At 71.7% G+C, this 24,250-nt stretch carries 18 protein-coding genes; 9 read left to right on the top strand and 9 right to left on the bottom strand.

Annotation, left to right across the window (positions count from 1 at the left end; all coding sequences use genetic code 11):
* Positions 1-152: 152 nt before the first annotated feature.
* Positions 153-3,806, bottom strand: a complete 3,654-nt coding sequence (locus BLW85_RS01655; protein WP_244174789.1) for a WD40 repeat domain-containing protein — start codon at positions 3,804-3,806, stop codon at positions 153-155.
* A 347-nt stretch (positions 3,807-4,153) separates the two neighbouring features.
* Between BLW85_RS01655 and BLW85_RS01650 the strand changes: the two genes are divergently transcribed.
* A complete protein-coding gene (locus tag BLW85_RS01650; RefSeq protein ID WP_074990182.1) occupies positions 4,154-4,648 on the top strand; it encodes a hypothetical protein in 495 nt (164 codons plus the stop codon).
* 234 nt (positions 4,649-4,882) lie between these two features.
* Entirely contained in the window at positions 4,883-5,677 is a 795-nt protein-coding gene (locus BLW85_RS01645) for an SDR family NAD(P)-dependent oxidoreductase (protein WP_074990181.1), read from the top strand.
* Between the two features lie 188 nt (positions 5,678-5,865).
* On the opposite strand, the gene BLW85_RS01640 is transcribed toward BLW85_RS01645, so the two are convergent.
* A complete protein-coding gene (locus BLW85_RS01640; RefSeq protein ID WP_425275323.1) occupies positions 5,866-6,192 on the bottom strand; it encodes an ATP-binding protein in 327 nt (108 codons plus the stop codon).
* Positions 6,193-6,618: 426 nt separating this feature from the next.
* Here BLW85_RS01640 and BLW85_RS01635 point away from each other — a divergent pair, with 426 nt between their 5' ends.
* Positions 6,619-7,446, top strand: coding sequence for an alpha/beta fold hydrolase (locus BLW85_RS01635; RefSeq protein WP_070029905.1), 828 nt, complete (start codon positions 6,619-6,621; stop codon positions 7,444-7,446).
* A gap of 175 nt (positions 7,447-7,621) precedes the next feature.
* Complete coding sequence (locus tag BLW85_RS01630) at positions 7,622-8,059, top strand: hypothetical protein (RefSeq protein WP_074990179.1); 438 nt, start codon at positions 7,622-7,624, stop codon at positions 8,057-8,059.
* 54 nt (positions 8,060-8,113) lie between these two features.
* Here the strand turns inward: BLW85_RS01630 and BLW85_RS01625 are convergent, their stop codons facing one another.
* The 3 genes from BLW85_RS01625 to BLW85_RS01610 form a co-directional block, all read right to left on the bottom strand.
* On the bottom strand, positions 8,114-9,166 hold the full coding sequence (locus BLW85_RS01625) for a hypothetical protein (protein ID WP_074990178.1): 1,053 nt from the start codon (positions 9,164-9,166) through the stop codon (positions 8,114-8,116).
* Positions 9,167-9,708: 542 nt separating this feature from the next.
* Positions 9,709-10,746, bottom strand: a complete 1,038-nt coding sequence (locus tag BLW85_RS01620; RefSeq protein ID WP_074990177.1) for a C40 family peptidase — start codon at positions 10,744-10,746, stop codon at positions 9,709-9,711.
* A 559-nt stretch (positions 10,747-11,305) separates the two neighbouring features.
* Positions 11,306-12,511, bottom strand: a complete 1,206-nt coding sequence (locus tag BLW85_RS01610) for an MFS transporter (RefSeq protein ID WP_244174788.1) — start codon at positions 12,509-12,511, stop codon at positions 11,306-11,308.
* A 59-nt stretch (positions 12,512-12,570) separates the two neighbouring features.
* Between BLW85_RS01610 and BLW85_RS01605 the strand changes: the two genes are divergently transcribed.
* Both BLW85_RS01605 and BLW85_RS01600 read left to right on the top strand, forming a co-directional pair.
* Complete coding sequence (locus BLW85_RS01605) at positions 12,571-13,569, top strand: ArsR/SmtB family transcription factor (RefSeq protein WP_244174787.1); 999 nt, start codon at positions 12,571-12,573, stop codon at positions 13,567-13,569.
* A gap of 296 nt (positions 13,570-13,865) precedes the next feature.
* On the top strand, positions 13,866-14,078 hold the full coding sequence (locus tag BLW85_RS01600) for a hypothetical protein (protein WP_143060400.1): 213 nt from the start codon (positions 13,866-13,868) through the stop codon (positions 14,076-14,078).
* Positions 14,079-14,307: 229 nt separating this feature from the next.
* Here BLW85_RS01600 and BLW85_RS01595 read toward each other — a convergent pair whose 3' ends face one another.
* Both BLW85_RS01595 and BLW85_RS01590 read right to left on the bottom strand, forming a co-directional pair.
* The gene (locus tag BLW85_RS01595) at positions 14,308-15,513 is read right to left on the bottom strand and encodes a tryptophan 7-halogenase (protein ID WP_074990174.1); all 1,206 of its coding nucleotides are present in this window, start codon (positions 15,511-15,513) and stop codon (positions 14,308-14,310) included.
* On the bottom strand, positions 15,510-18,548 hold the full coding sequence (locus BLW85_RS01590; RefSeq protein ID WP_244174786.1) for a LodA/GoxA family CTQ-dependent oxidase: 3,039 nt from the start codon (positions 18,546-18,548) through the stop codon (positions 15,510-15,512). Before BLW85_RS01590 ends, BLW85_RS01595 begins: the two co-directional genes overlap by 4 nt.
* Positions 18,549-19,460: 912 nt before the next feature.
* On the opposite strand from BLW85_RS01590, the gene BLW85_RS40540 reads away from it, so the two are divergent.
* Positions 19,461-19,592, top strand: coding sequence for a hypothetical protein (locus BLW85_RS40540; protein ID WP_279628563.1), 132 nt, complete (start codon positions 19,461-19,463; stop codon positions 19,590-19,592).
* Positions 19,593-20,009: 417 nt separating this feature from the next.
* Here BLW85_RS40540 and BLW85_RS38745 read toward each other — a convergent pair whose 3' ends face one another.
* Positions 20,010-20,240 (bottom strand): PWWP domain-containing protein, encoded by a 231-nt coding sequence (locus BLW85_RS38745; protein WP_143060399.1) that lies wholly within the window; start codon positions 20,238-20,240, stop codon positions 20,010-20,012.
* 268 nt (positions 20,241-20,508) lie between these two features.
* Entirely contained in the window at positions 20,509-21,495 is a 987-nt protein-coding gene (locus BLW85_RS01580) for a peptidoglycan-binding domain-containing protein (RefSeq protein WP_074990172.1), read from the bottom strand.
* Positions 21,496-22,299: 804 nt separating this feature from the next.
* Here BLW85_RS01580 and BLW85_RS01570 point away from each other — a divergent pair.
* Entirely contained in the window at positions 22,300-22,986 is a 687-nt protein-coding gene (locus BLW85_RS01570; RefSeq protein WP_167381363.1) for a peptidoglycan-binding protein, read from the top strand.
* Positions 22,987-23,022: 36 nt separating this feature from the next.
* Positions 23,023-23,913: a helix-turn-helix domain-containing protein gene (locus tag BLW85_RS01565; protein ID WP_074990169.1), complete on the top strand. Its 891-nt coding sequence runs from the start codon at positions 23,023-23,025 to the stop codon at positions 23,911-23,913.
* Positions 23,914-24,250 lie beyond the last annotated feature (337 nt).

The raw sequence follows: 24,250 nt of genomic DNA, 5'->3' as shown, positions 1-24,250 counted from the left end.
CTCCGCCTCTCCCGGGGATACCTCCCAGGCCAGTGCCCTTTGACGCGGATTCTTCAGGCTCAGTGGCCGGTGGAGCAGGGCCAATGGGGAGGGATTGGCATGGCAGACGCGCGAACGGTCCACGCTGTGGACCGCTCCCTGGGCCGGTCAGGTCAGACGGTGCAGACGGGGCGGGACGTGGCGAGGGGGAGGTAGCGGGCGCGTTCCCGGGGCGTGAGGTCCCGGTGCAGGGAGTGGCAGATCTTGGTGACGGCCGCAGCCCGGTCGGGGGAGGCGACGGGCCAGAGCCACACCGTGCTCCCGTCGTCGGTGGCCAGTGTGTGCCCGTCGGTACTGAAGAAGACCAACGGGGACCGGCCGGGACCGGTGAAGCTCCGCTGTACCTGGCCGGTGGCGGTGTCCCACAGGCGTACGGTGCCGTCGTCGTCGGCGGCGGCGACGAGGCTGCCGCGGGGGCGGAAGGCGAGGGACACGATTTTCCTGGTACCGCTCAGCGTGGTCCGCGGTGCGCCGGTGGCCGTGTCCCACAGATGCACGGCGCCGTCGTCGCCGCCGCCGGCCAGGGTGTGTCCGTCCGGGCTGAAGCTCATCGACTCGGTGCCGGGTGGCGCGGTGACGGCGGCGGCCAAGCGGCCGGTGGCCGTGTCCCACACGCGTACGCCGCCGTGGTCCGTGGCCAGCAGGCGCGCGTCGGCGCTGAGGACCGTCATGCCGTCGAGGGCTGTCCGGTCTTCCCACAGCCTGCGGGGTGTGCCGGTGGCGATGTCCCACAGCCGGACCGGCTGCGTCAGGGGCTGCGTCAGGTCGTCGATGTCCTCGGGTTCACCGACCGTGACCATCAGGCGCCCGTCGCGGCTGAAGGCCGTGGCCCAGTTGCCGGGCACGGTGAAGGCGGCGCGTGGCCGGCCGGTGGTGGTGTCCCATCGGCGTACGGTTCCTTTCTCATCGCCCATGAGCAGTGTGCGTCCGTGGTCGACGAACGCCAGTGCCGTCACGGCCCCGTGGAAACGAGCAGGGGTGGCGCGCAGGCGGCCGGTGACGGTGTCCCTCACGCGTACGGTGCCGTCCTCGCCGCCGGTGGCCAGCAGACTCCCGTCCGGGCTGAAGGCCGGGGGGCAGGTCCCGCCGGGGTCGGGCAGCGCCAGCCGGGGCCGTACGGCAGTCATGTCCCACAGGCGTACGGTGCCGTCGTTGCTTCCGGTGGCCAGCAGACGCCCGTCCGGACCGAAGGTGGCGGACGTGGTCCAGTCGATGCGGCCGGGAAGGGCGGTGCTCCACCCGGTCGGCGTGTCCACCACGCGGGCGGTGTGGTCGTCCCGCACGACGGCCATGGTGCGCCGGTCCGGGCTGATGGCCAGGGCCGTGACCGTCGTGTCCGGGCCGGGCGCGGCCGGGAGCGCGGCCCTCGGGCGCCCGGCGGCGTTGTTCCGCAGGTCCACGGCTCCGTCGGCGTGCCCGGTGGCGAGAGTGCCGCCGTCCGCGCTGAGCGCGATGGCATCGATGCCGCCACCGGACAGGACGGGCCCGGGGACGGGGCGCCCGGCGGCGATGTCCCATCGCCGTAGTGTGCCGTTCAGCCGGTCCAGGACATCGGCGGTGCGGCCGTCGGCGCTGAACACCACTTTCACACCGCCGGATGCCGCCGGGCCGCCGTCGGACGGCGCCAAGGAAGCGGCGGGCAGGTTGAAGGTGGCGCGGGTGCGGCCGGTGGCGGTGTCCCGCAGCTGTACGGTGCCGTCGGCGTCGGCGGTGACCAGGGTGCGGTGGTCGGGGCTGAAGACGACCGGCACCGAGCTTTCCTCGTGGTCGTTGACGCCGTTGCCCGTGAGCACTTCGCCGATGGCCCAGGTCCGCAGGCCGCGGCCGGTGGCGGCGTTCCACAGGCGGACCGTGCGGTCGGCTCCGCCGGTGGCCAGCAGCCGCCCGTCGGGACTGAAGGCCACCGAGAGCACGGCACCGTGGTGTCCGGTCAGCGTCGCGCGGGTGCGGCCGGTGGCGGTGTCCCACAAGCGTACGGTCCGGTCGTCGCTCGCGGTGGCCAGGGTGCGTCCGTCGGGACTGAAGGCCAGCGCCTCGACCACACCCGTGTGGCCGGCCAGTCGCAGCGCGAGCGGGGAGGAGGCCGCCGCGTAGAGACCGGCTGTCGCCTCGGCCGTGGGGCTGGTGCGGTAGGCGTGCACGGCGAGCAGCGCCGCCAGGTCCGGATCCGTGGCGGACAGGGCGGCCGACTGCGCAGCGAGCTGGCGGGACAGCGCGGTCCGCCGGGCCGCTTCGGCCGCGCGCTGCTGCTCCCGGCTGGTTCGGCTCTGCTGCCAGGCGATCAGGCCGGCCGTGGTGGCCAGAACCAGGAGCACGGCCAGCGTCGCGGTCAGCAGCCGCTGCCGGCGGGCGGTGCGCGCCGCGGCACGAAGCTCCTCGTCGCGTACGGCGAGGGAGGCGTCGAGGAACGACCGTTCCACGGGGCTGAGGTCGGCCTGCCGCTCGGGGCCGGCGAAGGCTTCCTCGGCCGTGGCCAGGCGGATGCCGCGGTAGAGGGCACCGGGGTCACGGCCCAGGTCGTGCCAGCCGCGGGCGGCCTCGGTCAGCCGGCGGTGCGTGCGCAGCCGTTCACGGCTCTCGTCGATCCAGGCGCGGTAGCGGGGCCACGCGGTGACGAGTACCTCGTGCGCGAGGTCGACGACGTCGCCGTCCAAGGTGAGCAGACGGGCCCCGGCCAGGAGTTCGCGTACCCGGCGGTCCGCCGGCCGGCCGGTGTCGAGTTCGGCCCGGGGTACCGGGCGGCGGGTGTCGGGCGTGCCGTCGCCGGGGGCCACCAGGCGCAGCAGGACGCGTCGGGCGGCCGCGGCCTCGTCCGGTGTGAGACGGCGGTACAGCTCCTCGGCGCTCCGGGTGACGGCCTGCTCGACGCCGCCCGCGGCCTCGTACATCTCCAGGGTCAGCGTGCGGCTGCGGCGGCGCCGCCAGGTCTCCAGCAGGGCGTGCGAGACCAGCGGGAGGCTGCCGGGCCGGCCCTCGGCCTCGGCGACGATCCTGGCGGTCAGCTCCCGCTCGACCACCAGCCCGGCCGCCGACGCGGGCCTGACGACGGCCTCGCGCAGCTCCGCGGGTGACATCGGGCCCACCAGCAGTGTGGCTTCACGCAGTGCGTGCGCCAGCGCGGGATGTTCGGCGCAGCGGCCGAAGAAGTCCGCCCGCACCGCGATCACCGCCCGCAGCCGGCCGCCGGGCGCGCAGGCCCCCACCAACCGGTCCAGGAACGCGCTCCGCTCACCGTGCTCGGCGCCGAGGGTGAACAACTCCTCGAACTGGTCGACCACGACCAGGGTTTCGCCGTCTCCGGCGGCCGGTTCGAGCAAGTCGGCGCGCTCGGCAGGGCGGTGGCCCGGAGTGAGGATACGGATCGCCGCGGGGCGCGGCCCGGACGGCCCCGCATCCCGGAGGGCGGGGACGAGGCCGGCGCGCAACAGCGAGGACTTGCCGCTGCCCGACGCGCCCACCACGGCGACCAGCCGGTGCTCGCGGACCTTCGCCGCGAGCTGCGCGGTCAGCGCACCCCTGCCGAAGAACACGGCGGCGTCCTCGGGCTCGAACCGACGCAACCCCCGGTAGGGCGCGTCGATGTCGTCCTGGCTCGGACGGGGTTCCTCCACCACCTCACGGGCCGCCTGCCGCCAGCGCCGCTCCCACTCGGCCGGGTCCCCGCCGCACGCCTGCGCGTAGGCCAGCACCGTGGCAAGCGTGGGCAGCCGCTCGCCGGCGGCCGCCTGCGACAGGGTGCTGGCCCCGGCTCCGGTACGGGCGGCCATCCGCCGGTACGTCGGGCTCCCCGCGTCCGTACGGAGCTTGCGCAGGTCGAACGCAAGGCGCTGTAACGGGCCCTCGGCGGGATCCAGCGGCCTTTCGGGTCGTCCCGCCACGTGCCCCGCCTCCCGTTGACGTCCCGTGAACTCGGCTGCCCCCGTGCGGCGGCCCCAGGTATGGGACGGCAACCGCGGGTCCCCGGTTCCGCCGCGCGAGGGCATTGATCCGGCTGGTGAAACGGGCCTGCCATTCAATGCCGCCGGGGGTGGACTCGGTGCCGAGGCCGTACCCCGGCGGCACCGCGGGGGACCCGGCCGGACATCCGCCACCCGTACGGAAGGAAACCGTCACCATGAACACCACCAAGCGCGCCGCGCTCGCCCTCGGCTCCGCGCTGTGCGCAATCGCGGCCATCAGCGGACCGGCCGCCCAGGCCCTCGACAACCCGGCACCCGCGCACGCCTCAACCGCCCCGAAGACCGCCGAGACCTTCAAGTCCGCCAAGGCCGTCAAGTCCGTCAAGACCGTCAACAAGTACAAGTCGTTCAGCTGCGGCGGCGGACGTGTGAAGGTGTGGTACCGCGACTACGACAACAACCGCACCATGCTCCGTGAGACGTACCTCAAGGACGAGATCGGCCTGAAGTTCATGACCGCCTCCGCTATCTGGCGGGCCGACGGCGGCCGGACCACCATCCAGAAGCTCTGGATGGAGGAGCGCGGCTTCCCCACGGTTCACGACTCGCAGACCAAGGACGTCGCCGTCGCCAAGCGCCGGCACCCCTACGTGAAGGTCACCATCCACACCCCCTTCGACACCTGCCACGGCTACATCCACCTGTACTGACCGCGGCGCACCACCACCGCGGCCCAACGGCCGGGCCCGGGCGGCAATCCGTCCGGGCCCGGCGGGGCGAGCAGTGCGCCGATCGACGTGCGCCGGACCTCAGGTCTCTCAGGATCCTCGTTCGGCGTCGACGGCTCACAAGTCGCCCCCGTCACGGTGTACGTGCCGCCGGCGGTGGATCCTGGTACAGGTTGTGCCTGTATCCGGCAGGCGGCCGACAGGATGCTGTGTGCCATGACGAACCACACGAACACCACTGACAACGCACCCGTCGGCCTGCTGACCGGAAAGGTCGTGTTCATCACCGGCGCCAGCCGGGGCATCGGGGCCGCCGCGGCTCGGCTCTTCGCCTCCGAGGGTGCCGCCGTCGTGCTCGCCGCCCGCAGTGTCGACGCCCTGGAGGCGATCGTGCGCGAGATCCGAGTCGACGGCGGCGTCGCCGACGCCGTCGCCATGGACCTCGCCGAGCGGGTGAGCATCCACGCGGCGGTCGACCACGTCGAAAAGCTGCATGGACGGCTGGACGGTGCCTTCAACAACGGTGCTGTTCCACAGCGACGGTTCGGCCCGGTCGAGACCACCAGCGACGAGGACATCGACGAGCAGTTCGCCGTCAACTTCCGTGCTCACTGGACCGCGATGACCGCCGAGGCCGCGCTCATGCGGCAGGGCGGCGGCGGGGCGATCGTCAACACCTCGAGCATCGGCAGCCGGCGCGCGAACCCCGCGCTGCCCGCCTATGGCGCCATGAAGCGCGCGCTCAACAGCCTCACCGAGACCGCCGCGGTGAACTGGGCCGGTGACCGTATCCGGGTCAACGGCATCACCCCGGGTGGCACTTCCACGGACATGATCGACTCCTGGGAGGCGGCGACTCCCGGGATCATCGAGCAGATGACCGCGACGATTCCGCTCGGTCACATGGCCGAGCCCCGGCAGATCGCCGAGGCGGCCGCGTGGCTGCTCAGTGACCGCGCCTCCTACGTGACCGGCGCGATCCTGCCGGTCGACGGCGGTGCCGGGGCCTGACGAGAGCGGCCCGTTCCTCGATCCACGCCCCATGGGTCTGCTGGAGGGCTAGCCCCCGCCCGCGTGGAAGTGGACGGGCGGGCGTCGGCGTTGCGGGCCGTCGCTGCTCCCCGCCTCGCGGGGAAAGCCCCTTCTTGTCCGGTGCCCGGTCGGGGCTGCCCGACTGCTCCCTGGGCCCGGCGGCCTGATCAACGGCGGATGTCATCGCTGCCCTCGTCGCCGACCGCGTCGTCGGCCGGCATCACGGTCGCCGTGATCCGCTTGCCCACCGGCTCCCGGTGCATCTCGAAACTGCGGCAGACCGCCACGACGATCTCCAGTCCGTGCTGGCCCACCCGGCCCGGGTCGGTCGTCCGGGCGACGGGCAGACTCGGCTCGCTGTCCCATACGGACACCTGGACCGCCCCATCCCGGATCTCCAGGGACAGCAGGCACGGGCCCGGCGCGTACTTGCGGGCGTTGGTCACCAGCTCGCTCACGACCAGCTGCACCATGCCCTCCGCACTGGCGGACACAGTCATTCCGTGCCGGGTCCGGAGGTCTGCCAGAAACGACCGAGCCAGAGCACGAGCCGCCGCGATGCCCTCGTCGCCCTCGAACTCGGCAGACACCGATATCGCCCGTTCCGCCAGCGGCTGGGGCCCGTCATTCTGCCCATGCGGATCCATGGGGTTCGCCTCACTTCCGAAGCGCCGTCCTTGCCCCGCCCGCATACCCCGCAACCGCACTCTCAGCACCGGTTGATCAACGTGTTTCGACCGGCGCGCCCGCAATGCCCGGTTTGCCGCCCGTGTGCCAGGCTCGGATAGTGGCAGGGAGGCCGAAGTCGCAGGCGCTCGCGGACGCCGTCGTGTGCCCTCGCCGGCCGGCGACGCGTGGCACTGGCCGGCCCGCGCCTCCTTCGGGGGCGTCCCCGAATCCATCGCCGAGAGGACCTGATCATGCCGGTGTGCGCCACCCGCGACGGAGTCGAGATCTTCTACAAGGACTGGGGCAGCGGACGCCCGGTCGTGTTCATCCACGGCTGGCCGCTCAACGGCGACGCCTGGCAGGACCAGCTCAAAGCGGTCACCGACGCCGGCTTTAGGGGTATCGCCCACGACCGTCGCGGCCACGGACGCTCCACCCCCGTCTGGGACGGCTACGACTTCGACACCTTCGCCGACGACCTCAACGACCTGATCAACGACCTCGATCTCACCGACGTCACCCTTGTCGCCCACTCCATGGGCGGCGGCGAACTCGCCCGCTACATCGGCCGTCACGGCACCAGGCGCCTGCACTCGGCCGTGCTGCTGTCCGCGGTCCCGCCCATCATGGCGAAGTCCAAGAACAACCCCGAAGGCGTACCGGCCGAGGTGTTCGACTCGATCAAGAACGGCATCCTCAACGAGCGCTCACAGTTCTGGAAGGACACCGCGGAGGGCTTCTTCTCCGCCAACCGTCCCGGCAGCAAGGCCACGCAGGGCAACAAGGACGCCTTCTGGTACATGGCCATGGCGCAGACCATCGAGGGCGGCGTGCGCTGCGTGGACGCCTTCGCCTACACCGACTTCACCGACGACCTGAAGAAGTTCGACATCCCCACCCTCGTCGTCCACGGCGACGACGACCAGGTCGTCCCCATCGACGCCACCGGCCGCAAGTCCGCCGAGATCATCACCGACGCCGAACTCAAGGTGTACGAGGGCGGCTCCCACGGCATCGCCATGGTCCCCGGCGACAAGGACCGCTTCAACAAGGATTTGATCGAGTTCCTCCGCCGCTGACCGGCACGATCCGAGCAGTGTGTCCGGTGCTCGTCCCCGGTGCGCCGGACACACTCGCCACCTCGCACCCGCCCCGTTCCACCGTTGCCGTCCGTCTCGGTCGGCCTGGCCCCAGGTCACCCGTCCGCAGCAGTTCGACGGGCGGCGTGACGGCCCGAGGCGTAGAGGTGGGTCCATGAGCGAAAGCGCGGTTCCGTCCTCGGCCGACCCTGTGCGACAGGAAGCAGGGGCCGGCTGGCCGGCCAGGTGGGCGGGAGCGCTGCTGTGCCTGGTGGTGGCCGGTATCCATGTCATCGACCAAGGCGGCTTCACCGTCACCAGGGACCCCTACTACATCGGCATCGCCTACCACGTCCTCGAGATCGCCGGTGTGGTCGCTGCGGTGCTGCTCCTGGCCGGACGTGTCCGTGCGGGATGGCTGCTGGCAGCGGGGGTCGCCGCCGGACCCCTGCTGGGCTACGTCCTTTCCCGGGGACCGGGCCTGCCCCACTACAGGGACGACGTCGGCAACTGGACCGAGCCGCTTGGACTGGTCAGTCTGGCCGTGGAAGGAGCGTTGTTCCTCCTGGCCGTTCCGCTTCTCGTCCGTGGCCCGCGCCGCAGGCCCCGGTGACACGCTTCTCGTCACGAGTCGGTGACGGCCGCTTCTGCGGCCTTCCGGTGACAGCTAGTCGGCGTTGACGCCGACCACCAGAGCTCTTCCCGCGCGGCCGCCGAGCCACTCGCGCAGGCACGCGAATACGACGCCCATCGGCGCGAGCACCAGGGGCAGCAGCACGAGCGCCACCGCGGTCGGGGTGATGATGACGAGGACGCCGGTGACCCACACGTTGCCCCCGGTGGTGGCCAGCATGAGCAGCCCCGCCCAGTGCGCCACGTACGTCCCGAGCCATCTCAGCACCGTGAAGGCGCCGGCGACCGCGGCCGTGCTCAGCAGATGGATCGCGGCGGTGTGGAGACGCGCCGTGCGGGTCAGCGTCCAGGAACGGCGCATCGCGGCCGTCGCCGACGAGTTGTCCGTCACCCGTATCGCGGTGGCCGGTGCGAAACGGGAGAGGAGGACGAGCCCGAGCGCCCAGATCACGACGGGCAGCATCCGGCCCACCAGGATGAACTGCAAGGTCGCGGGATCGTGGTAGGTGGGCCACACGACCCCGGGCACCATCCCCATGTCGACGACGGCCAGGACGAGCAGGCCCGTCAGCCCCGGAAGGAGGGCGCACACCAGGGTGAGCAACTGGACGCGGAAGGCGGCGCCCAAGTGCGGACGGCAGCGGCGCCACAGGGCGCGGAGGGTGAGCGCGCCGGGCGCACCGCGCGAGTCCGTGCCCGCCGCCGTGCGTTCCCGCGCGTGGCCGACGATCACGGCCTGGGCGGTGAGCAGCCAGGCGGTCAAGACCATCGCGAGAAGGAGCAGGAGCGGGTACACGCAGAACGCGACCTTGACGAGGCCGTCCCATTGGTCGCTGTACGCGACGTAGGACTCCTCGTAGTCGATGGAGCCCTCTGCGGCTCTTCCGGCTTCCAGGAAAAGGCCCCACGACGCGGCGAAGGCGCCTGCCACGATTCCGCCGCCGACGAGCAGCGCCGCCGCGCCGGCCAGGAAAGCGGAGCCGAACACGGGACGCCGGTGGCGGCTTGTGATCCGCAGGCCCTCGGCCACGACGGAAGTGCCGGCCCGGCGATTGTCCGAACCGATCACCGGACTGCTGCCCGTCATGCCGCCCCTTCCCGCTCCGCGCGCCCGTGGACGGCGGAGGCCCCGGCGACGCGAAGACGCTCCGCCACGCCCACTGCCGCGCGGGCCCAGTCACTGTGTGGACCGCGGCCACAACTGTCTGCGCGGTCCTTGAACGGAACCGCGGTGATCCACGGATCGCTCACGAGGTCGATGCCGCCCGGGTGACTCTTCATGGTGGCCTCGACGTCCGCGTCCGCCCGCTCGGTTCCGTCTCCCGATCGGGTCGGAGGCTCCGTCGGCAGTGAGCAATGACGGCACTGCCGTGTCCGCGAAGCGGGATGTCGGCATAGAGGACCGACGGCGCCTCGTGGCACGACAGCGCGTTCGCCCGTGAAATGGTTGCTGTCATGACAGTTGGCGCCCCGGACAGCGAGGTTGTACTCGAGACGAGTCGCCTGCTGCTCAGACCTTGACGGGTAGCCGAGGCCGTCGTCTGGGCACGAACGTCTGTGGGCCACGGTCTGGGACTGGAACACCGCTTCTCGCCGAGTGCTCGCCAACTCGGCCGGTGGCCCGTCGGGTCAGACGCGGACGCCGAACATGAACGGGCCGCCGATGGTGTCCATCGACTCGTACCGCACGACCGTGCCGGTGCGCGGTGCGTGCAGGATCTGACCGTTGCCCGCGTACAGGCCCACGTGGTGCAGGTCGTTGAAGAAGAAGACCAGGTCGCCGACCTGGAGTTGGCTTCGTGTCAGGCGGGTCCCGATGCCCGACTGGGCCTCGGAGGTGCGCGGTATGGAGACGTCGGCCTGGGCGTAGGCCCAGGAGGTCAGGCCCGAGCAGTCGTACGAGGAGGGGCCGGTGGCGCCACGGACGTAGGGCTTCCCGATCTGGCTCCGGGCGGCGGAGAAGGCGGCGGCGGCCCGGCCGGACGCGGGGGTCTGGCGGCCGATGCCAACCCGTTCGGCGGAAGAGCGGTCGGCGCGCCGCTGCTCGGCGGCGAGGGCCGACCTCTCCTTCGCGGTCAGGGTGTTGAGCAGCTTCTGTGCCTCGGCGAGCTTGCCCTGGACCTCCCTCTTCCTGTTGCCCAGTTCGGTGCGGGTGGTGGCGAGGGCCTTGAGCTTCTCGGTGGCCTCGGCGCGCTCCTGGGCGAGTTGCCGCTGTCTGCCCTGGATCTTCCTCAGGGCGTCGGCCTGCCGGCTGCCCAACTGGTCGAGTGTGGACGCCCTGGCGAGGAAATGGTCCGGGTCCGACGAGAGGAGGAGCTGTACCGAGGGGTCGATGCCTCCTGAGCGGTACTGGGTGGTGGCCAGTGCGCCCAGGGCGTCGCGCAGCGTGTTCAGTTCCTGCTGGCCGCGGGCGACGCTGTCCTGGACGGCGGAGATCTCCTTCTGCAGCTTCTGCTGTTTCTCGTTGGCCCCGTTGTACTTCTCCGTGGCCTGCTCCGCCTGCTCGTAGAGCTTGGCGACCTTCGCTTCGACCTCGTCCTTGCCGAGCCTCTGACGGGGCGTGGCGTCGGCGGCGTTCGCGCTCAGGGCGACGGCAGCGGCGGCTGCCGTGGTCAACACGGTCACACGTGTGCGGTTCGGCTGCTTGGGGCGTCGATGCGACGTCATGGCTCGGACTCCTGTTGGTGCGCACCGGTCAATGCGTCGGGGGCCTGGGCGGGGTGGGGGAAGAACCGGCGTCCCCCTGCCACTGGAGAGTGGATCACGGGCGCGGGGGCGTGGACCATGCAGAACTACCGGCAGAAGTAGCCCACTTCGCCAGGGACGCGGCCGTCTGGCGGACGGTGAGGGCCCTGATGTCCTGGCTCGGACACCAGCCGCAAAGTCGGTCGTGGGTAGCGGGACGAGTCCGGTTTCCCGGTCTGGGGCGCCGTCGTTGGTCTGATCGAGTGATCGAGGCCGCAGGGGCGGGCGTGCGGCAAGAGGGTCGCGGAGTTGCTGTTGGCGAACTGGACGCCGGTGGACGGCGACTGGAACCTGGTAGCGAACAAGAGCGGGGCGACCCGGCTCGGTTTCAGCCTGTTGCTGAAGTTCATCGAGCTGGAAGGCTGGTTCCCCCTTCTCGGCCCGGGCCCGGCCCGGCGGTCCGTGGTGGCCGAAGACAACGAGGCAGGCACCTCCCGACTGACCGCGCTCAAGTGCGACCCCGGCGCGGTGGGCCTGCATTTCAGAACGTGGGCGACAGCGTTCGCCAGGACATCAGGGCGGCGATGGCCGAGGCCGCGCCGGCCAGCGTGACGACCAGCGCCGGGGCCGCGACTTCGCCCAGCGCGCCCCCGGTTGCAGCGGCCAGGCCCTGCAGCGTCATCGTTCCGGTCAGCAGCAGGCCGAACGCCTGACCACGCTGCGTCTCGGGCACCGCGTCGAGGAACCTGCGGGCCAGGGCGAGCTGGTAGGCGACGCCGAAACCGGACACCGTCAGCAGGACGGAGGCGTATCCCGGTGCGGGGCGCAGCACGAACCCCAGCAGCGGCAACCCGAGCGCAAGCGCCAGGGGGCGGGCCAGCCGCTCCCGGCCCGCAGGGCGCACCAGGCGGCCGACGACCAGGTTGCCGGCGAACATCCCTGCGGCAACCGCTGCGAACAGCAGACCGGCCGCGTCAGGCGCGCCGACCTGCGCCGCGTACGGGACCAGCACGCCCTCGGCGCCGACCATCAGCGCCGGTGCCAGCCAGTGCGCCAGCAGCAGCACCCGGACCGCAGGCCGGCCCAGCAGCGCCCGGTTCACCTGCCAGGTCTCCCTGATGCCGACCGAGGCGCCGGTGCGGCGGCGTGGGTGGTCGGCCAGGCGCAGTCGCAGCAGGCCTGCCGAGGTGAGGCAGGTTGCGGCGGTGATCCAGAGCGCACCTGGCGCGCCGACAGCGGCGATCAGCATGCCGCCGGCGGCGAAGCCGAGCACCTGCGTGCCGCCGGCCGCCATGGAGAAGACGGCACGGCCGAGCACGTAGCGGTCGCCGTCCAGCAGGTCGGGCAGAAGGGCGGTGCGCGAAGCGGAGGCGACGGCGCTGGGCAAGCCGGTGACGAACACGAGGACCAGCATGGCCGGTACCGGAAGCAGACCGGCGGCGAGCACGACGCTGACCGCGGTGCGCAGCACCTCGTAGCCGATCATGACGGTGCGCGGGGGCCAGCGGTCGGCGAAAGCCAGCAGCAGCGTGCCGCCCAGGGCATAGGGCAGGAAGCCTGCCGCATACGCCAGCGCCGACATCAGCGGCGACCCGGTTGCCGCGTAGACGATCACTGACAGTGCGAGCATCCGCACCGTCTCGCCGATCAGGTAGAGCGTGTAGCTGCCGAACAGCACGCGGAACTGGCCCACAGCGAATACCTCGCGGTAGGTGGCCGGGCGTGCCGCGACGGGCGTGGTGGTCATGGCCGACAGCATCACGGCAGCCCGGCCACGGTGACTATGCTTTCGTGTGGAGGCAAAACATGCTGGCCATCGAGGTGGGACCCGTCGACGTGGCGCGTACCCGCTACGCGATCTCGCCGCTGGGCGAGGCGATGCAGGCGCTCCGCGTCGCAGCCGGCGCGCAGGCCGCAGGCCCGCTCCGGCCGTGGGCCGAGCGCATCGCACCCCGGTACGAGCGGCTGCGCCGGCAGGTGCCCGCAGTCAGGGCGCTGACGACGCTGTTCCGCCGCGGCGCCTACAACGCCGACTTCATCCATCCGCCGCCGTCGGGCCCCGGTGGCGATTTCGCCGCCGAGCTGGCCGCCGTGCGCGCCACGCCGCTGCGCCGTGCCCGCCTCGAACTGGCTCGCAACCTGGCGGGAATGCGGACCCCGCCACGCTACGTGCAGCGCATCCTCGACGGGCCGGACGTGGTCACCCGGCTCGCCGACGCACTCGAAGCGAGCTGGCAGGCGCTGGTCGAGCCGGACTGGCCGCGGCTGCGGGCTGTACTGGAGCGCGACCTCGTCCGCCGCGCCGGGCACCTCGCGATGTACGGCTGGGCAGCAGCGCTGTCCGATCTCGACCCCCGGGTGAGCTGGCGCTCCGAGGGGCAGGCCGGGACCATCGAGGTGCGCACGGGCTCGCGTACCCAAGGGGACCGGCACCGGCTGGCCGGCAAGGGCCTGCTGCTGATGCCGACGGTGTTCGGCACTCTGATCAGCTACGTCGAGCCGCCGTGGCCCTACGCCCTGGTCTATCCCGCCCGGGGCATCGCGGACCTGCTCGGCCCAGTGCCGCGTACACCGGGCGGCGAGTCCCTGGACCGACTGGTCGGCCCGCGGCGCGCGGACGTGCTGCGCGCGCTGGACGTGCCCGCAACGACGACGCAGCTGGTCGCCCAACTCGGCCTCAGCCTCGGTACCGTCGGCAGCCACCTGGCGGTGCTGCGCGACGCCGGCCTCGTCACCCGCACTCGCACCGGCCGGACGGTCTGCTACGAGCACACGCCGCTGGGCGCAGCCCTGGTGGCCAGATGAACGCCTCGGGTGGCCCACCTGGCCGCCCGAGGGCGGGGTGCCATCGAGCGTGATGCTCCGGGGATTGGAACGCGGCGGACCGCGAGCAGAGCCGCTGTCGGTGTTTCATAGGTGCCGGCCCGTGAGGGCCGGCGCCGAATCGGTCGGGCATGTCTTCCTCGGGTACGCCCGCGCCTCGACTCGACTCCCTCGCCGAGGCCGGAGCTGACGCGGGTCTTCTCGGAGAAGGTCTTCAACCGCGCCACGAAGAGCCCGCAGCTGAGGGCTTCGCCTTCGACGTGGCGCGAGAACTGACGGTGGACTACGAACCCACCGAGGCCCTGCCACGCTTCTTCGCGGCTGCCGCCGCGGGGATCGAGGAGCAACTGAGCCTGCCCGAGCACGGAATTGTGATCGCCACTCGGGTGGTGCTGCGGCGCGCCCGCGCCGATGCGTTCGGCTCCCACGAACGGGCGTTCAAGATCGCAGGCTACCTCGCTGCCCGCAAGGCGCTGGAACGAGCGAGGTGACGGTGACCCGGGGGCCGTTGAGTGTGCGGAGCACTGTCAGGGTGCCGCTCACGCCGGTGACGGGGCCGCTCGCGCCGTTCACATAGACGCGGATCACGGTCGTCTTGCCGGCGATCAGGGTGACGCTTTGCTGGAGGTCCTGTATGGCCTGGGTTACCTCCATGGCGTCCAGTGCGGCGAGCGCTTGAGCAGTCATGGCTGACCCCTTGGGCGAGCGTTCCGGCCCTCTTCAGGCTATGCCGGACAGAGGTGTTCCGCCTGGCCGGCGACGGCGCCAGAAGGGGCTCCGGGGCCAACGTCGCTCCTGGTCGTACGCGTTCGCGTGATTCCGCTGGTACGCCGCCGCGATCCCGTCCAGGAACCCTGTGTAGTCGGCGAGCGCGGCGGTGGTGCACCCCTCGTCGGCGAGGCAGCTGGTCACCGCCTGCCCGGCGCGGGCGCCGGTGTGCAGCGCCATGAGGATGCCCTGCGAGGAGAGCGGGTCGAAGGCGAGGGCGGCGTCGCCGGCCGCCACCCAGCCGGGCCCGGCTGCCGGGGCGAGCCGCAGGCCGTGGGCGGGGGCCCAGCGGGGTACGGGCGTCGCGGCCGGACCGTGCCCGGCCAGGCGCCGGCGGACGTGGACGGTTCGGCTGAGTGCGTGCCAGAAACCGTGCGGGGTGCGCAGGGACGGGTCGGCGATGTCGGCGTCGGTCAGGTGGGCGACCAGGCGCCCGGCCGGGATCCGGGTGGTGTACCACCAGCCGTGCGCCGCGGCCTCCACGACGGTGCGGGCCTCGGCGTCCGCCGGATCGCCCGTGGGACGGGAGGGAAATACGACGTACGCGGCGACTAGCCGGTCCTGCCGCCGGCGGTGGCCGTGGCGGCGGCCGATCATGCAGCTCCGGCCCGTCGCGTCGACCGTCCAGCGGGCGGACAGTTCGGTCACGGCGCCGGTGGTTTGCTCACGGACGATCAGGCGGTCGCCGCGCTGGTCCAGTACGGTGGCCCGCCGCAGACGGGCGCCCGCCGCGATGGCGGCCTCGCGCAGGAAGGCGTCGAAGCGCAGCCGGTCGAGGTGCCAGCCGTGCCCGTACGGGTCGAACAGGTGGCTGCGGCCGAACAGCGCCGTCGATCCCCAAGCGGCGTAGGTGCCGGTGGAGATCGGGTGGCCGGCGGCCAGGAAACCGTCCAGCAGTCCGAGTTCGCCGAGCAGTGGCCGGGCGGCGGGCGGCAGGAACTCCCCGATCTTGACCTCCCCGGTCCCGGTCCCGGCCGCGAGCCCGCTCGCGGCCGCGCCACGGTGCCCCCGGCCCCGACCGCCGTCGTCCAGGAGCTCGACGCGGCGACCGGCCCGGGCCACGACGAGCGCGGCCACGGCGCCCGCCGGACCGCCTCCCGCCACGAGGACATCGACGGGTCCGGACGGGCCCTCGGACACCGGGCGGTGAGCCGTCACCGGCCCGACCGGAAGCGCTTGACCTTGTCGATGAACCCAGCCGAGACCTCCTCGTCCGGAGCGTTCGCCATGGTGACCGCGGTGGCCAGGGCAGCCGCGCCCAGAACCGGGTCGGCGCCGCGGTCCACGTGCACGGTGACCAGGTTGCGCCCGGCCGGAGGGGCGGGCGCAGGCGGAAAACCGACCTCGGACTCCACCAGCAGTTCCCTCGGGAAACGGGGATCGTCGGGGGGACCGGGGCGGCGCTCCACCACGCCGAGCTTGCCGAAGTCCTGCACCATCGCGTTGATGGCGGCGATGTAGTCGCGGGGCAGCCAGCGCAACCAGGTCCGCCGGTTCTCGAACGCGGCCAGGCGGTCGGCGATCGGCCGGTCGGTGTCGACCACGACGGCGTAGTCCTCCTCGGCGAGCACGTGGTTGGGTACCCGGGCCGGCCAGAAGGTCGGCAGGTACGGGTCGTACGGGCCGAGGCCGAGGGAGAAGCTGTACTCGTAGCCCGATCGGCAGCTCGCCGTGTCGGTCTGCCAGGGCACGGCCATCCACCGGGTCAGGTCGCCCGGGCCTTGGGCGTGCAGCGGCCCGTCGGGGGACAGCGCGGTTTGCGGGGTCAGCGTCTGGCCGTAGTACGGCGGGGGAGGCGCGTCTTCGGCGCGGTGCCGGATCCGGAACGGGCTGCTGTACAGCGTGGTGTGGCGCATGGGCCAGGTCAGCTCGCAGCCGGGGTGGAAGGCGTCGGCGAGGCAGAAGGACAGAGCAGCCCGGTCGAGGGTCGCGGGCCGCTCGGCGAACGGGACGTCGTGGAGGGTGGCGGGCGGTACGGCGTGCGGGTCGTAGTCCGCGTCGAAGTCCCCATTGGCCCAGCGCTGGAGGAGGCGGGACTGCAGTGGGGAGAGCGTCATGTGCTGCCGTACGGACTGCGGCGGCAGGTTCATCGCGTCGCCGTAGACGGCCGGCCAAGGCACCGGCGACATGCCGTCGCGGTCGTAGTCACGGACGGAAAGCCAGACCTGCCTGCGCAGTTCCCGGTGGACGGGCGAGGGGTCGGCGAGTGCGGTGAGCCGGTCGGGGTCGAGGAGGTACTCGCGTCCGCCGAACCCGAACTGGGTGGCCAGGCCTTTGTTGACCCACTGGAGGCCGGACAGCCGGCGCAGTACGGGCAGCACGTCGCGGGTGAAGGAGACGTGCCGTGGTTCTTCGAGCAGCCCGGCGCTGAAGAAGGAGCCGCGCACCAGGTCGTACATCGTGCGTACCGAGCTGAGTTCGGGCGCGTAATTGGGCGGCGCGGTGACCACCCAGCCCGGGTCGACCGGGATCGGCCGCCCGTCGATGCTCACCTCGGCGGTGACCGGGCCGTCGGAGGTGTCGTCGTACCAGCCGTCGTTGTTGGCGAAGGTGCCGGCAGGGTCGCCGGTCGCCGAGGCGGAGACTCCGTGGCCGCCGAGGAAGATCAGCCGGCCGCTGTCGTCGGTGCGCAGCTCCCCGAGGTAGACGGGCTTGTCCATGAAGGTGCCGGTGTCGAAGCGGTACTCGGGCCCGCCGGAGCGGTTGCGGCCGCGGATCGAGCGGCGGCCGGGATCGATGACCAGGAGGCTGCGCTGGTCGGCCGGAATCTTGGGATTGCGCAGGTTGCTGGCGTCGGCCTTCTCCGCTTCGGGGATGTCGAGGGCGATCTGGAACTGGTACCAGGCCGCCTTCGAGTTGGCGACGTGCACGGTCCAGCGCAAGTCGGCGTTGTCGGCGGTCAGTTCGGCGACCGGTTCGCCGGCGGCGTTGTAGCCGTAGACCCGGAACCGGACGCCTTGGCGCTTCAGGGCGCCGGTGACGTCCTTGTAGCTCCCTGCGGGCAGCGGGGCCGGGTCGTCGACCTCGGGGGCGAGGACGAAGTCGTCCATCGTGCTGTCGCCGACCCGGGCCACGCCGATGGCCGGGTGTACGGCGGCCCGGACGATCCGGGTGTCGCGAGCGGGCGGCGGGGTGAGGTACGGCCGGGCCGGGCCGGGCTCTGCCGCCGGGACGCCGTTCACATCGCGGCGCTGCTCGGCGGAGGCTTGATACACCGTCCGGCGCACCTCGGCGATGCTGCCCACCGGGCGGTGCTCGGCGAGGCTGTGCCAAGGGTTGAGGGCGAGGTTCTCGCCGTACGCGGCCTGGCCCCGGGCGGTGACGTCCTGCTGCTGGAGGGTCAGCCGGGCCACCTTCACGGGGGAGCTCTCGGACTCCTCCCAGCGCACGGTCGCCCGGTCCAGCGGCATCCGCTCGTCATCGGTGCGGAACTGGAGCAGCAGGTCGAAGGCCGCCGGACCGGCCGCCAGCCGGTAGGACAGGTCGGTGCCGAGGTAGGCCGGGTCCTCGTCGGGCGGCGTCGCCTTCGGATCGCCGGGCTCACAACCGGCGGGCACCAGCTTGTACTTGACGTAGCGGTCCGGTCCGAAGGCGTAGGGGAGCACGCCCCAGTAGTCGGCGGTGAGCGTGCTCTCCTCGAACTTCGCCATCGCGTCGAGGATCTCCCGGGCGACCGGGTGGGCCTCCAGGTACGGATCGTAACTGCCGTCCACGACACCGGCCTTGGTGAACTCGCACATGTCCTGGGCGGTGTCCACGAAGAAGACGTCGTGGTTCTGCAGCAGCAGGTCCTGGGTGTCGGCCTCGGTGTCGGCCTCCAGAAGCTTCGGGCCGGGGACGCCGAACAGCTTGATGCCGACGCCGAGCGTGGTCTTCAGGTCGGAGCTGCCGGGCACGGTGTCGCTGGAGAACCGCACCCAGGCGGTCAGGCCGCCGGGCCGCGTGCGGGCGGCTTCCAGGAAGCCGACGCGCAACTCCGCCGGCAGGTCGTCGGCGACCGTGAGCGTGCCGCGGGCGACGCCGTGCGGTTTGAGGAACACCGGCCGTTTGACGGGGTCCTGGCCACGTGCCATCCGGGCGCCCTGGGTGAGGTCCACGAACATCCGCTTCAGCGCGGCGGCTGCGTCCTCGGCGCAGCCCGGCAGGGGTGGCAGCCCCGCGGTGTCGTCGGAGGGGCGGGGGGTGCCGGTCATGCTGTGCTCCCGTCGGTGCGGCGGTCAATGCGGCGGTCGGTCGGGGTCCGGACCGGTCCGGACGGAGGAGCCGGCGGCTGCCCGGCCCAGGCTCAGCTTGCGCGAACCTCCGGCGAGCGGCGCGCCGAAGTACGCCCGAAACGACCAGCGGCCCCTCCCGGTGCGGGCCGCGATCACTCCGATCGGCCGGCAGCGCTCGCTCGTCCGCCACACCGGTGGCAGCATCGGCGGTGATCGGCCGCGCGGCCGGTCGGCTGTCCTGAGGAGAGGAAGGACCATGCGACCTGTCGCCTGAGGCGCGCCCGGTGCGGCCCGCGCCGAGACGACATGCCCGAGCAGCTTCTGCGCGCCGGGCCACCTGTTGCTGGGCATCGTCCGGCCGGCCGGGACCGTCGCCGCGCTGTGCCCCCCGCTGACGGTTCGACGCCGAGTTCGCAGCCGGGGCCTCCGCCCCTGGCCTGCCCTCTGGAGGCCCGTTTCCGCTTCTGCGGGCCCTGCGTCGGGGCGGCCGGGCGCGAGGTGAGCGCGGACGGCCTGGGCGTGCCGCTCCCGCCGTGCGCTGTACGTTCCACCTGCCGGTGGTGGCTGCAGCAGGGCGGTGCCGCCGTGCTGGCGCAGACGGGCGCAGACCAGAACTCGGCAGTGGTGCACGACGTCGTCGTGGCGGCCAACGACGCCGGAGTCTCCGTACCTTCCGAATTCGCGGTCGCCTGAAGGCGGGCGATACAGGGCTACTACCGCTCGGTAGTAGCCCTCGCCACAAGCACTCGTCGCAGCGGCGACAAGCCGGATCGTCCGGTGTGCGACGCGCTCGCCGATCGCCCCGGTTTCCCCTCTTCCGGACCGGGCTCCGGGAGCGAGAGCTCTCCTACGTGCTGGCATTGACGGGGAACGAGGTCGCCCATCCGGAGGATGCCGAGCCGCACGGGCCGGCTACGGCGGGCCCGGTTTGCCACGCTGCCCCGCTACCGCACCCCGCCGCGAGCCGTCTTCGTCCTCGCGGCCGAGGCCGGTGCCGCCCTGTGCGAGCCGACGCCCTTGTAGGCGAGGCTCTTCCCCGTCGGAAACAGGCCACCTTCGTAGTCGCCGATCTGGCGCGGGGTGTCTTCTGCGTCCGCCTGGCTGTCCTCGCCCGGCTACCGAGCAGATGCGCGTTGGCCCGGCACATCCCGATGACCTGTACCGCGCCCAGAAGCACCTCCGGGTGATGTGGTTGCTGATGATCCCGCCCGCACTCCCGGGTGCGCTCACCCTGCGCGGCTGGTGGCGGACAGAACGCCGGATGACAGGCGGCTGACACTCCAGCCGGCGGGCCGTTACCGGAGGCGGCCCGGAGCGAGCTGCATGAGGCGCGGTCGTGGAAGGGGCAGCTGGGGGCGCAGCACGCGCACGGTGGCGCCCCCACGGGGACACATCGACAGTGCACGCCCCGTAGACGGCTCGGTCGAGGGGAGGCCCACGTCATCCGCCACTGGGTGGTTGCCGGTTGGCGTAGTAGTAGAGGGCGAGGTCGTCCGGGTGGTGGACGCGCTCCTCGGTGCCGCCGATCTCCTTGAGGATGACGTGGGTCTTGTCGAGCGGGTGGCGGGTGATGAGCCAGGGGTTGTTGTCGCTCTCCTGCCAGACTCGGGCCCACACCTGGTCTCCGACGCGGACTTCGCCGCCGTCTTTCGTGCGGAATTTCGATGCCATGGACCGTGCATACCCGTGTTCCGTGCCCTGGACCCCCGGCCCGTTGCCGTGCAGGGCTGGGGGCGTGGATCGTATAAGCGACTCGCGCTCCTACGGGACGTTCAGCTGTTTGCCGGGGCGGCGCCGAGCAGGTCCGCGATGCCCGGGCGGGTGGTCCAGGGCGTAGGGCCATGGCGGTTCGACGTAGCTGAGCCGGGTGCCGGACTCGTGGTGCGGGAAGTGCCCGGCCGGCGTCTTGCAGCCGACCGGGCACCGTCACGCGGAGGGGTCAGTAGTACGTGATGTCCCAGTGGTTGGCCCAGTACTCGTCGGCGTAGTCGATGACGGTCTTGCCACCGGAGGTGACGCGCCAGACCCAGGCCCCGTCACCGCGCTTGTGGTGCTTCTTGGAGTGCTTGTGGATGTAGTTGGTGACGCACGAGTTGCGTGCCACGTCGACCTTGTAGCCGTTCCAGTGGCTGTACGTGCCCCCTGCGTGGCCGACTTCCGTGCCGCCGGTGATGACGATGGAGCAGTGGCTGTTCTTCTTCAGGGCGATGACGCCGTCGATGGTGCGGGTCCGGATGTCCTGGAGGCTGGTGCACTTCTTGTTGTTGCGGTTGGTGCAGTTGCCGGAGGAGGTGCGGGTGATGCCCGCCGCCTTCAGCTTGGCCGCGGCCTGGGAGTCGCTGAGCTTCCCGCTGCTGGGCTTGCCGCCGCCCCGGACCAGAGCGGCCCAAGTCGGCGCGTCCACCGTGCCGTTGGCGGTGAGGTGCTTCGCCTTCTGGAAGGCCTTGACCTTGGCCGCGGTGCCCGAGCCGAAGACCCCGTCCACCGTGACGGTGTAGCCGTTGTCGGTGAGCTGGCGCTGCAGGGCCTTGACGCCCGCGCCCTTGGAGCCGGACTTGAGCGTCATGACCAGCTTGTTCCAGGTGTTGGCGCCGACGATCCCGTCGGCGGTGAGGTGCTTCGCCTTCTGGAAGGCCTTGACCTTCGCCGCGGTGCCCGAGCCGAAGATCCCGTCGGCGGTGACCTTGTAGCCCCGGGCAGTCAGCAACAGCTGGACGGTCGCCACGTCCACGCCCCGCTGGCCGGACTTGACCGTCGGCCAGGACACCTGCACGGTGGCGGCGGTGCCCGCCTGCACGGCGGCAGGAGCGGGGATCGCAGCGGCGGCCGTGGCGCCGGCCGCCGTGACGCCGGCCGCGAGGGTCGTGGCGAGCAGGACCACGGACGCCGCTCGGCTCCGGCGGGACTTCTGGGTCGGAGTGCGCATTTGAGTTATTCCTTCCGTTGATGAATCGTTCGGTGCTTGGCTTCTGGCCGGCTCTCGCAGCGGGTCCGGGCGCCTCGGAAGAACATGTCGAAAGGAGGGTGTTCGGCCTTGGCGCCCCAGCGGTATGACAACCCCGCCCTGCCGCCGTCCCAGGGAATTCGCCCGGGCCCCACTTCGTGGGCGTCTTGGCGGGAATTCACCGCTGACCGCTTCTTGGCCGTGCGGCCCTACCTCTTTCTTCGGCAGTCCAGCACCGTGCTGGAAGCCGTGTTCCCGAGGTTCGCGTCGACTCTTGACGTGGCCGGAGCGCAGGCGGCGTTCGCCGTCCCGGCGGCTGCGACCGCGGCGCCACTGGGCGCGGCCGTCACCGCGGAGATCACGGCAGCTTCGCGCAGGGCGTCGGTTCCCGCATGGATCAGGTCCCTTCAAGGCGGTGACGGTGCGGCATCTGTGGTGTTGTGCACCGAAAACGAGCATGCCGTCGGCGAGGTCCGAACCGCCAGCACATGATGCGTTCGGAGACGTCTCGGGATTTCCCAGCCCGGTGACCTGCGAACTCGTCTGTTTGCGGGAGCTCCCGGGACGGCCTTCTCTCTCGCTCGGGCCCGCGAGGCGGCCGGGCGATCACCTGGCCGCACCGGCTCGGCCGCTGACCGGTTCTGGTCCCCCGATAGAGGGGTTGCCACGGAACTTCCTGCTCCGGCGTCGGCGCTGGCGATACTCAGCCGGGGCGGCACCGCGGAGAGGAGCACGGTGAGATGGAAAGCACTGCCCCCGTCACTGGACATGAACGGGCGGCGGTTCGTGAGCACGCTGCGGCAGTTGAAGGATCACAGCGGACTGACACTGAAAGCCCTCCAGGCAAAGACGTGTTTCAGCGCTTCGTCATGGGACCGGTATCTCAACGGCACGGTCCTCCCGCCCGCGGCTGCGGTCGAGGCCCTGGCCCGGATCGCCGACGCGGACACCGGAACCGTGCTGGCCCTGCGAGAGGCCGCGGAAAAAACCTGGAACACGGCTGCGGAGCAAAATCCTCCCGACGGAAATGAACCGGAAGAGGCCAAGGGTCCGGGAACCGACGGCCCGCAGATTCGCGTCGCGGCGTTGTCCCTGACCGCGGGGACCGTTCTGTTCTCCGCCGTGCTGTCCGTGGCCCTGGTCGTCGACACCCACCAGCCGGCGCCGGGTTCCGCGCGCGGATCCGGCTCCGCCGTCGGGAAGTACGACTGCGTCTACACGCGGCGCGGCGATCTGCTGTTCAGCGGAAACAGCACCACGTCGACGCGTCGGGTGATGCTCAACAGCACCGGGCCCGACACAGCCGAGGTGCAGTGCCTGCTGCTGCGCCACAAGTTGTCCCCGGGCGACATCGACGGGTACTTCGGGCCACACACCGAGGCCCAGGTCAAGCGGCTGCAAGAGCGGGACCACGTACCCGCGGACGGCGTCGTCGGAGAGGAGACGTGGCGCCTGCTGCGGCATGTGCAGTGACCGTCGACCACAACACCGAGAGAGGTGCGAGCTGACATGGTGAAGGAGCCGAAGGCGACGCGCTGGCGGGCGCTGCCCCCTGCCCTGCCGGAAGCCTGCGCGAGCCTCGTCGTCGGGTTGCGCGAGCTGAAGGACCGCAGCGGTCTGACGCTGGCGGAGCTGGCCGATCTGACGGCCCTCAGTAAATCGTCCTGGGAGCGCTATCTCAACGGCAAGCAGTTCCCGCCCCGGCACGCCGTCGAAGCCCTCTGCCTGGTGGTGCGCTCGCCCGACGCCGGCCTTGTGGACCGGTGGACGCGTGCGGAGGCCGTCTGGAGCGAACGTGAGCAGGACGTCGCCCTGCCGAGAGGCGTCTTGCCCGCCTCCACCGGGCACACACCGGACGAGCCCCAGGCCCCCGGCCCGGCACCGCGACGGTGGGTCCGGCCCGTACGCGGGTTCTTGCTGACCGCCTCGGAACGGATCGCCAAGCGGCCCTTCGTGACGGCGCTGGGGGTGTCACTCGCATCGGCCGCGATGATCGTTCCAGCCGCGCTCTACCACGTCTCCCACCAAACCGTTCCGGAGCCCCACGCCTTGCCACCGATCTGCCGGCTGAAGTCCTGTGCCGGTCGTGACCCCAGGACCACCGCGTGCGAGGACCCGGAGACCCTGGCCTCGCACACGGCGGCCGACGGAACCCGCCTCGACCTGCGCCTCAGCCCGGGGTGCCAGGCGGGCTGGCTCCGTACCCGGCCCACTCACACGGGCTTCCGCATCGAGATCAGCGCTCCGGGGGAGCGCCCCCGCAGCACCACGGCAAATCGCAGCTCCTCCGCCGAGTCCCTGGTCACCACGCCTATGATCGCCGCGCCGCACCCCTCCCGCCTGCGCGCCTGTTACTACCCGTCCGCGGACCAGCCCGGCAGGGAGTGCTTCGGCCCGTAGCGCCGGCCGGTCACCGCGCGGATCGGCCAGGACGTCGTCGAAGTCACCGACCGGCACGTCAAGTCCCGCTCCGGTACGGGGATGTTCACACCTTGGTGGCCGCCGGGATCAGGAGCAGCCGGGCGGCGAAACACCCCACGTCAGCGGGAAGGACGGGCCCGGTGGCGGGGGCACCTGAGCCTCGCCCCAGGTCCCGGCACCACCACGCCGACCGCCCCCACCGCGAACTTCGCTTGCAGAAACTGCTGTTGGCCTCGTTGACACGCCGTGAGCCCAGGCGTTTCACTCGACACCTGTGAATGGCAACGTTGTCAGGTCGCCGGTCGAAGCGTCCGGC

The sequence above is a fragment of the Streptomyces misionensis genome (assembly GCF_900104815.1).
Taxonomy (GTDB): Bacteria; Actinomycetota; Actinomycetes; order Streptomycetales; family Streptomycetaceae; genus Streptomyces; species Streptomyces misionensis.
This window is presented reverse-complemented; position numbering and strand designations above follow the sequence as displayed.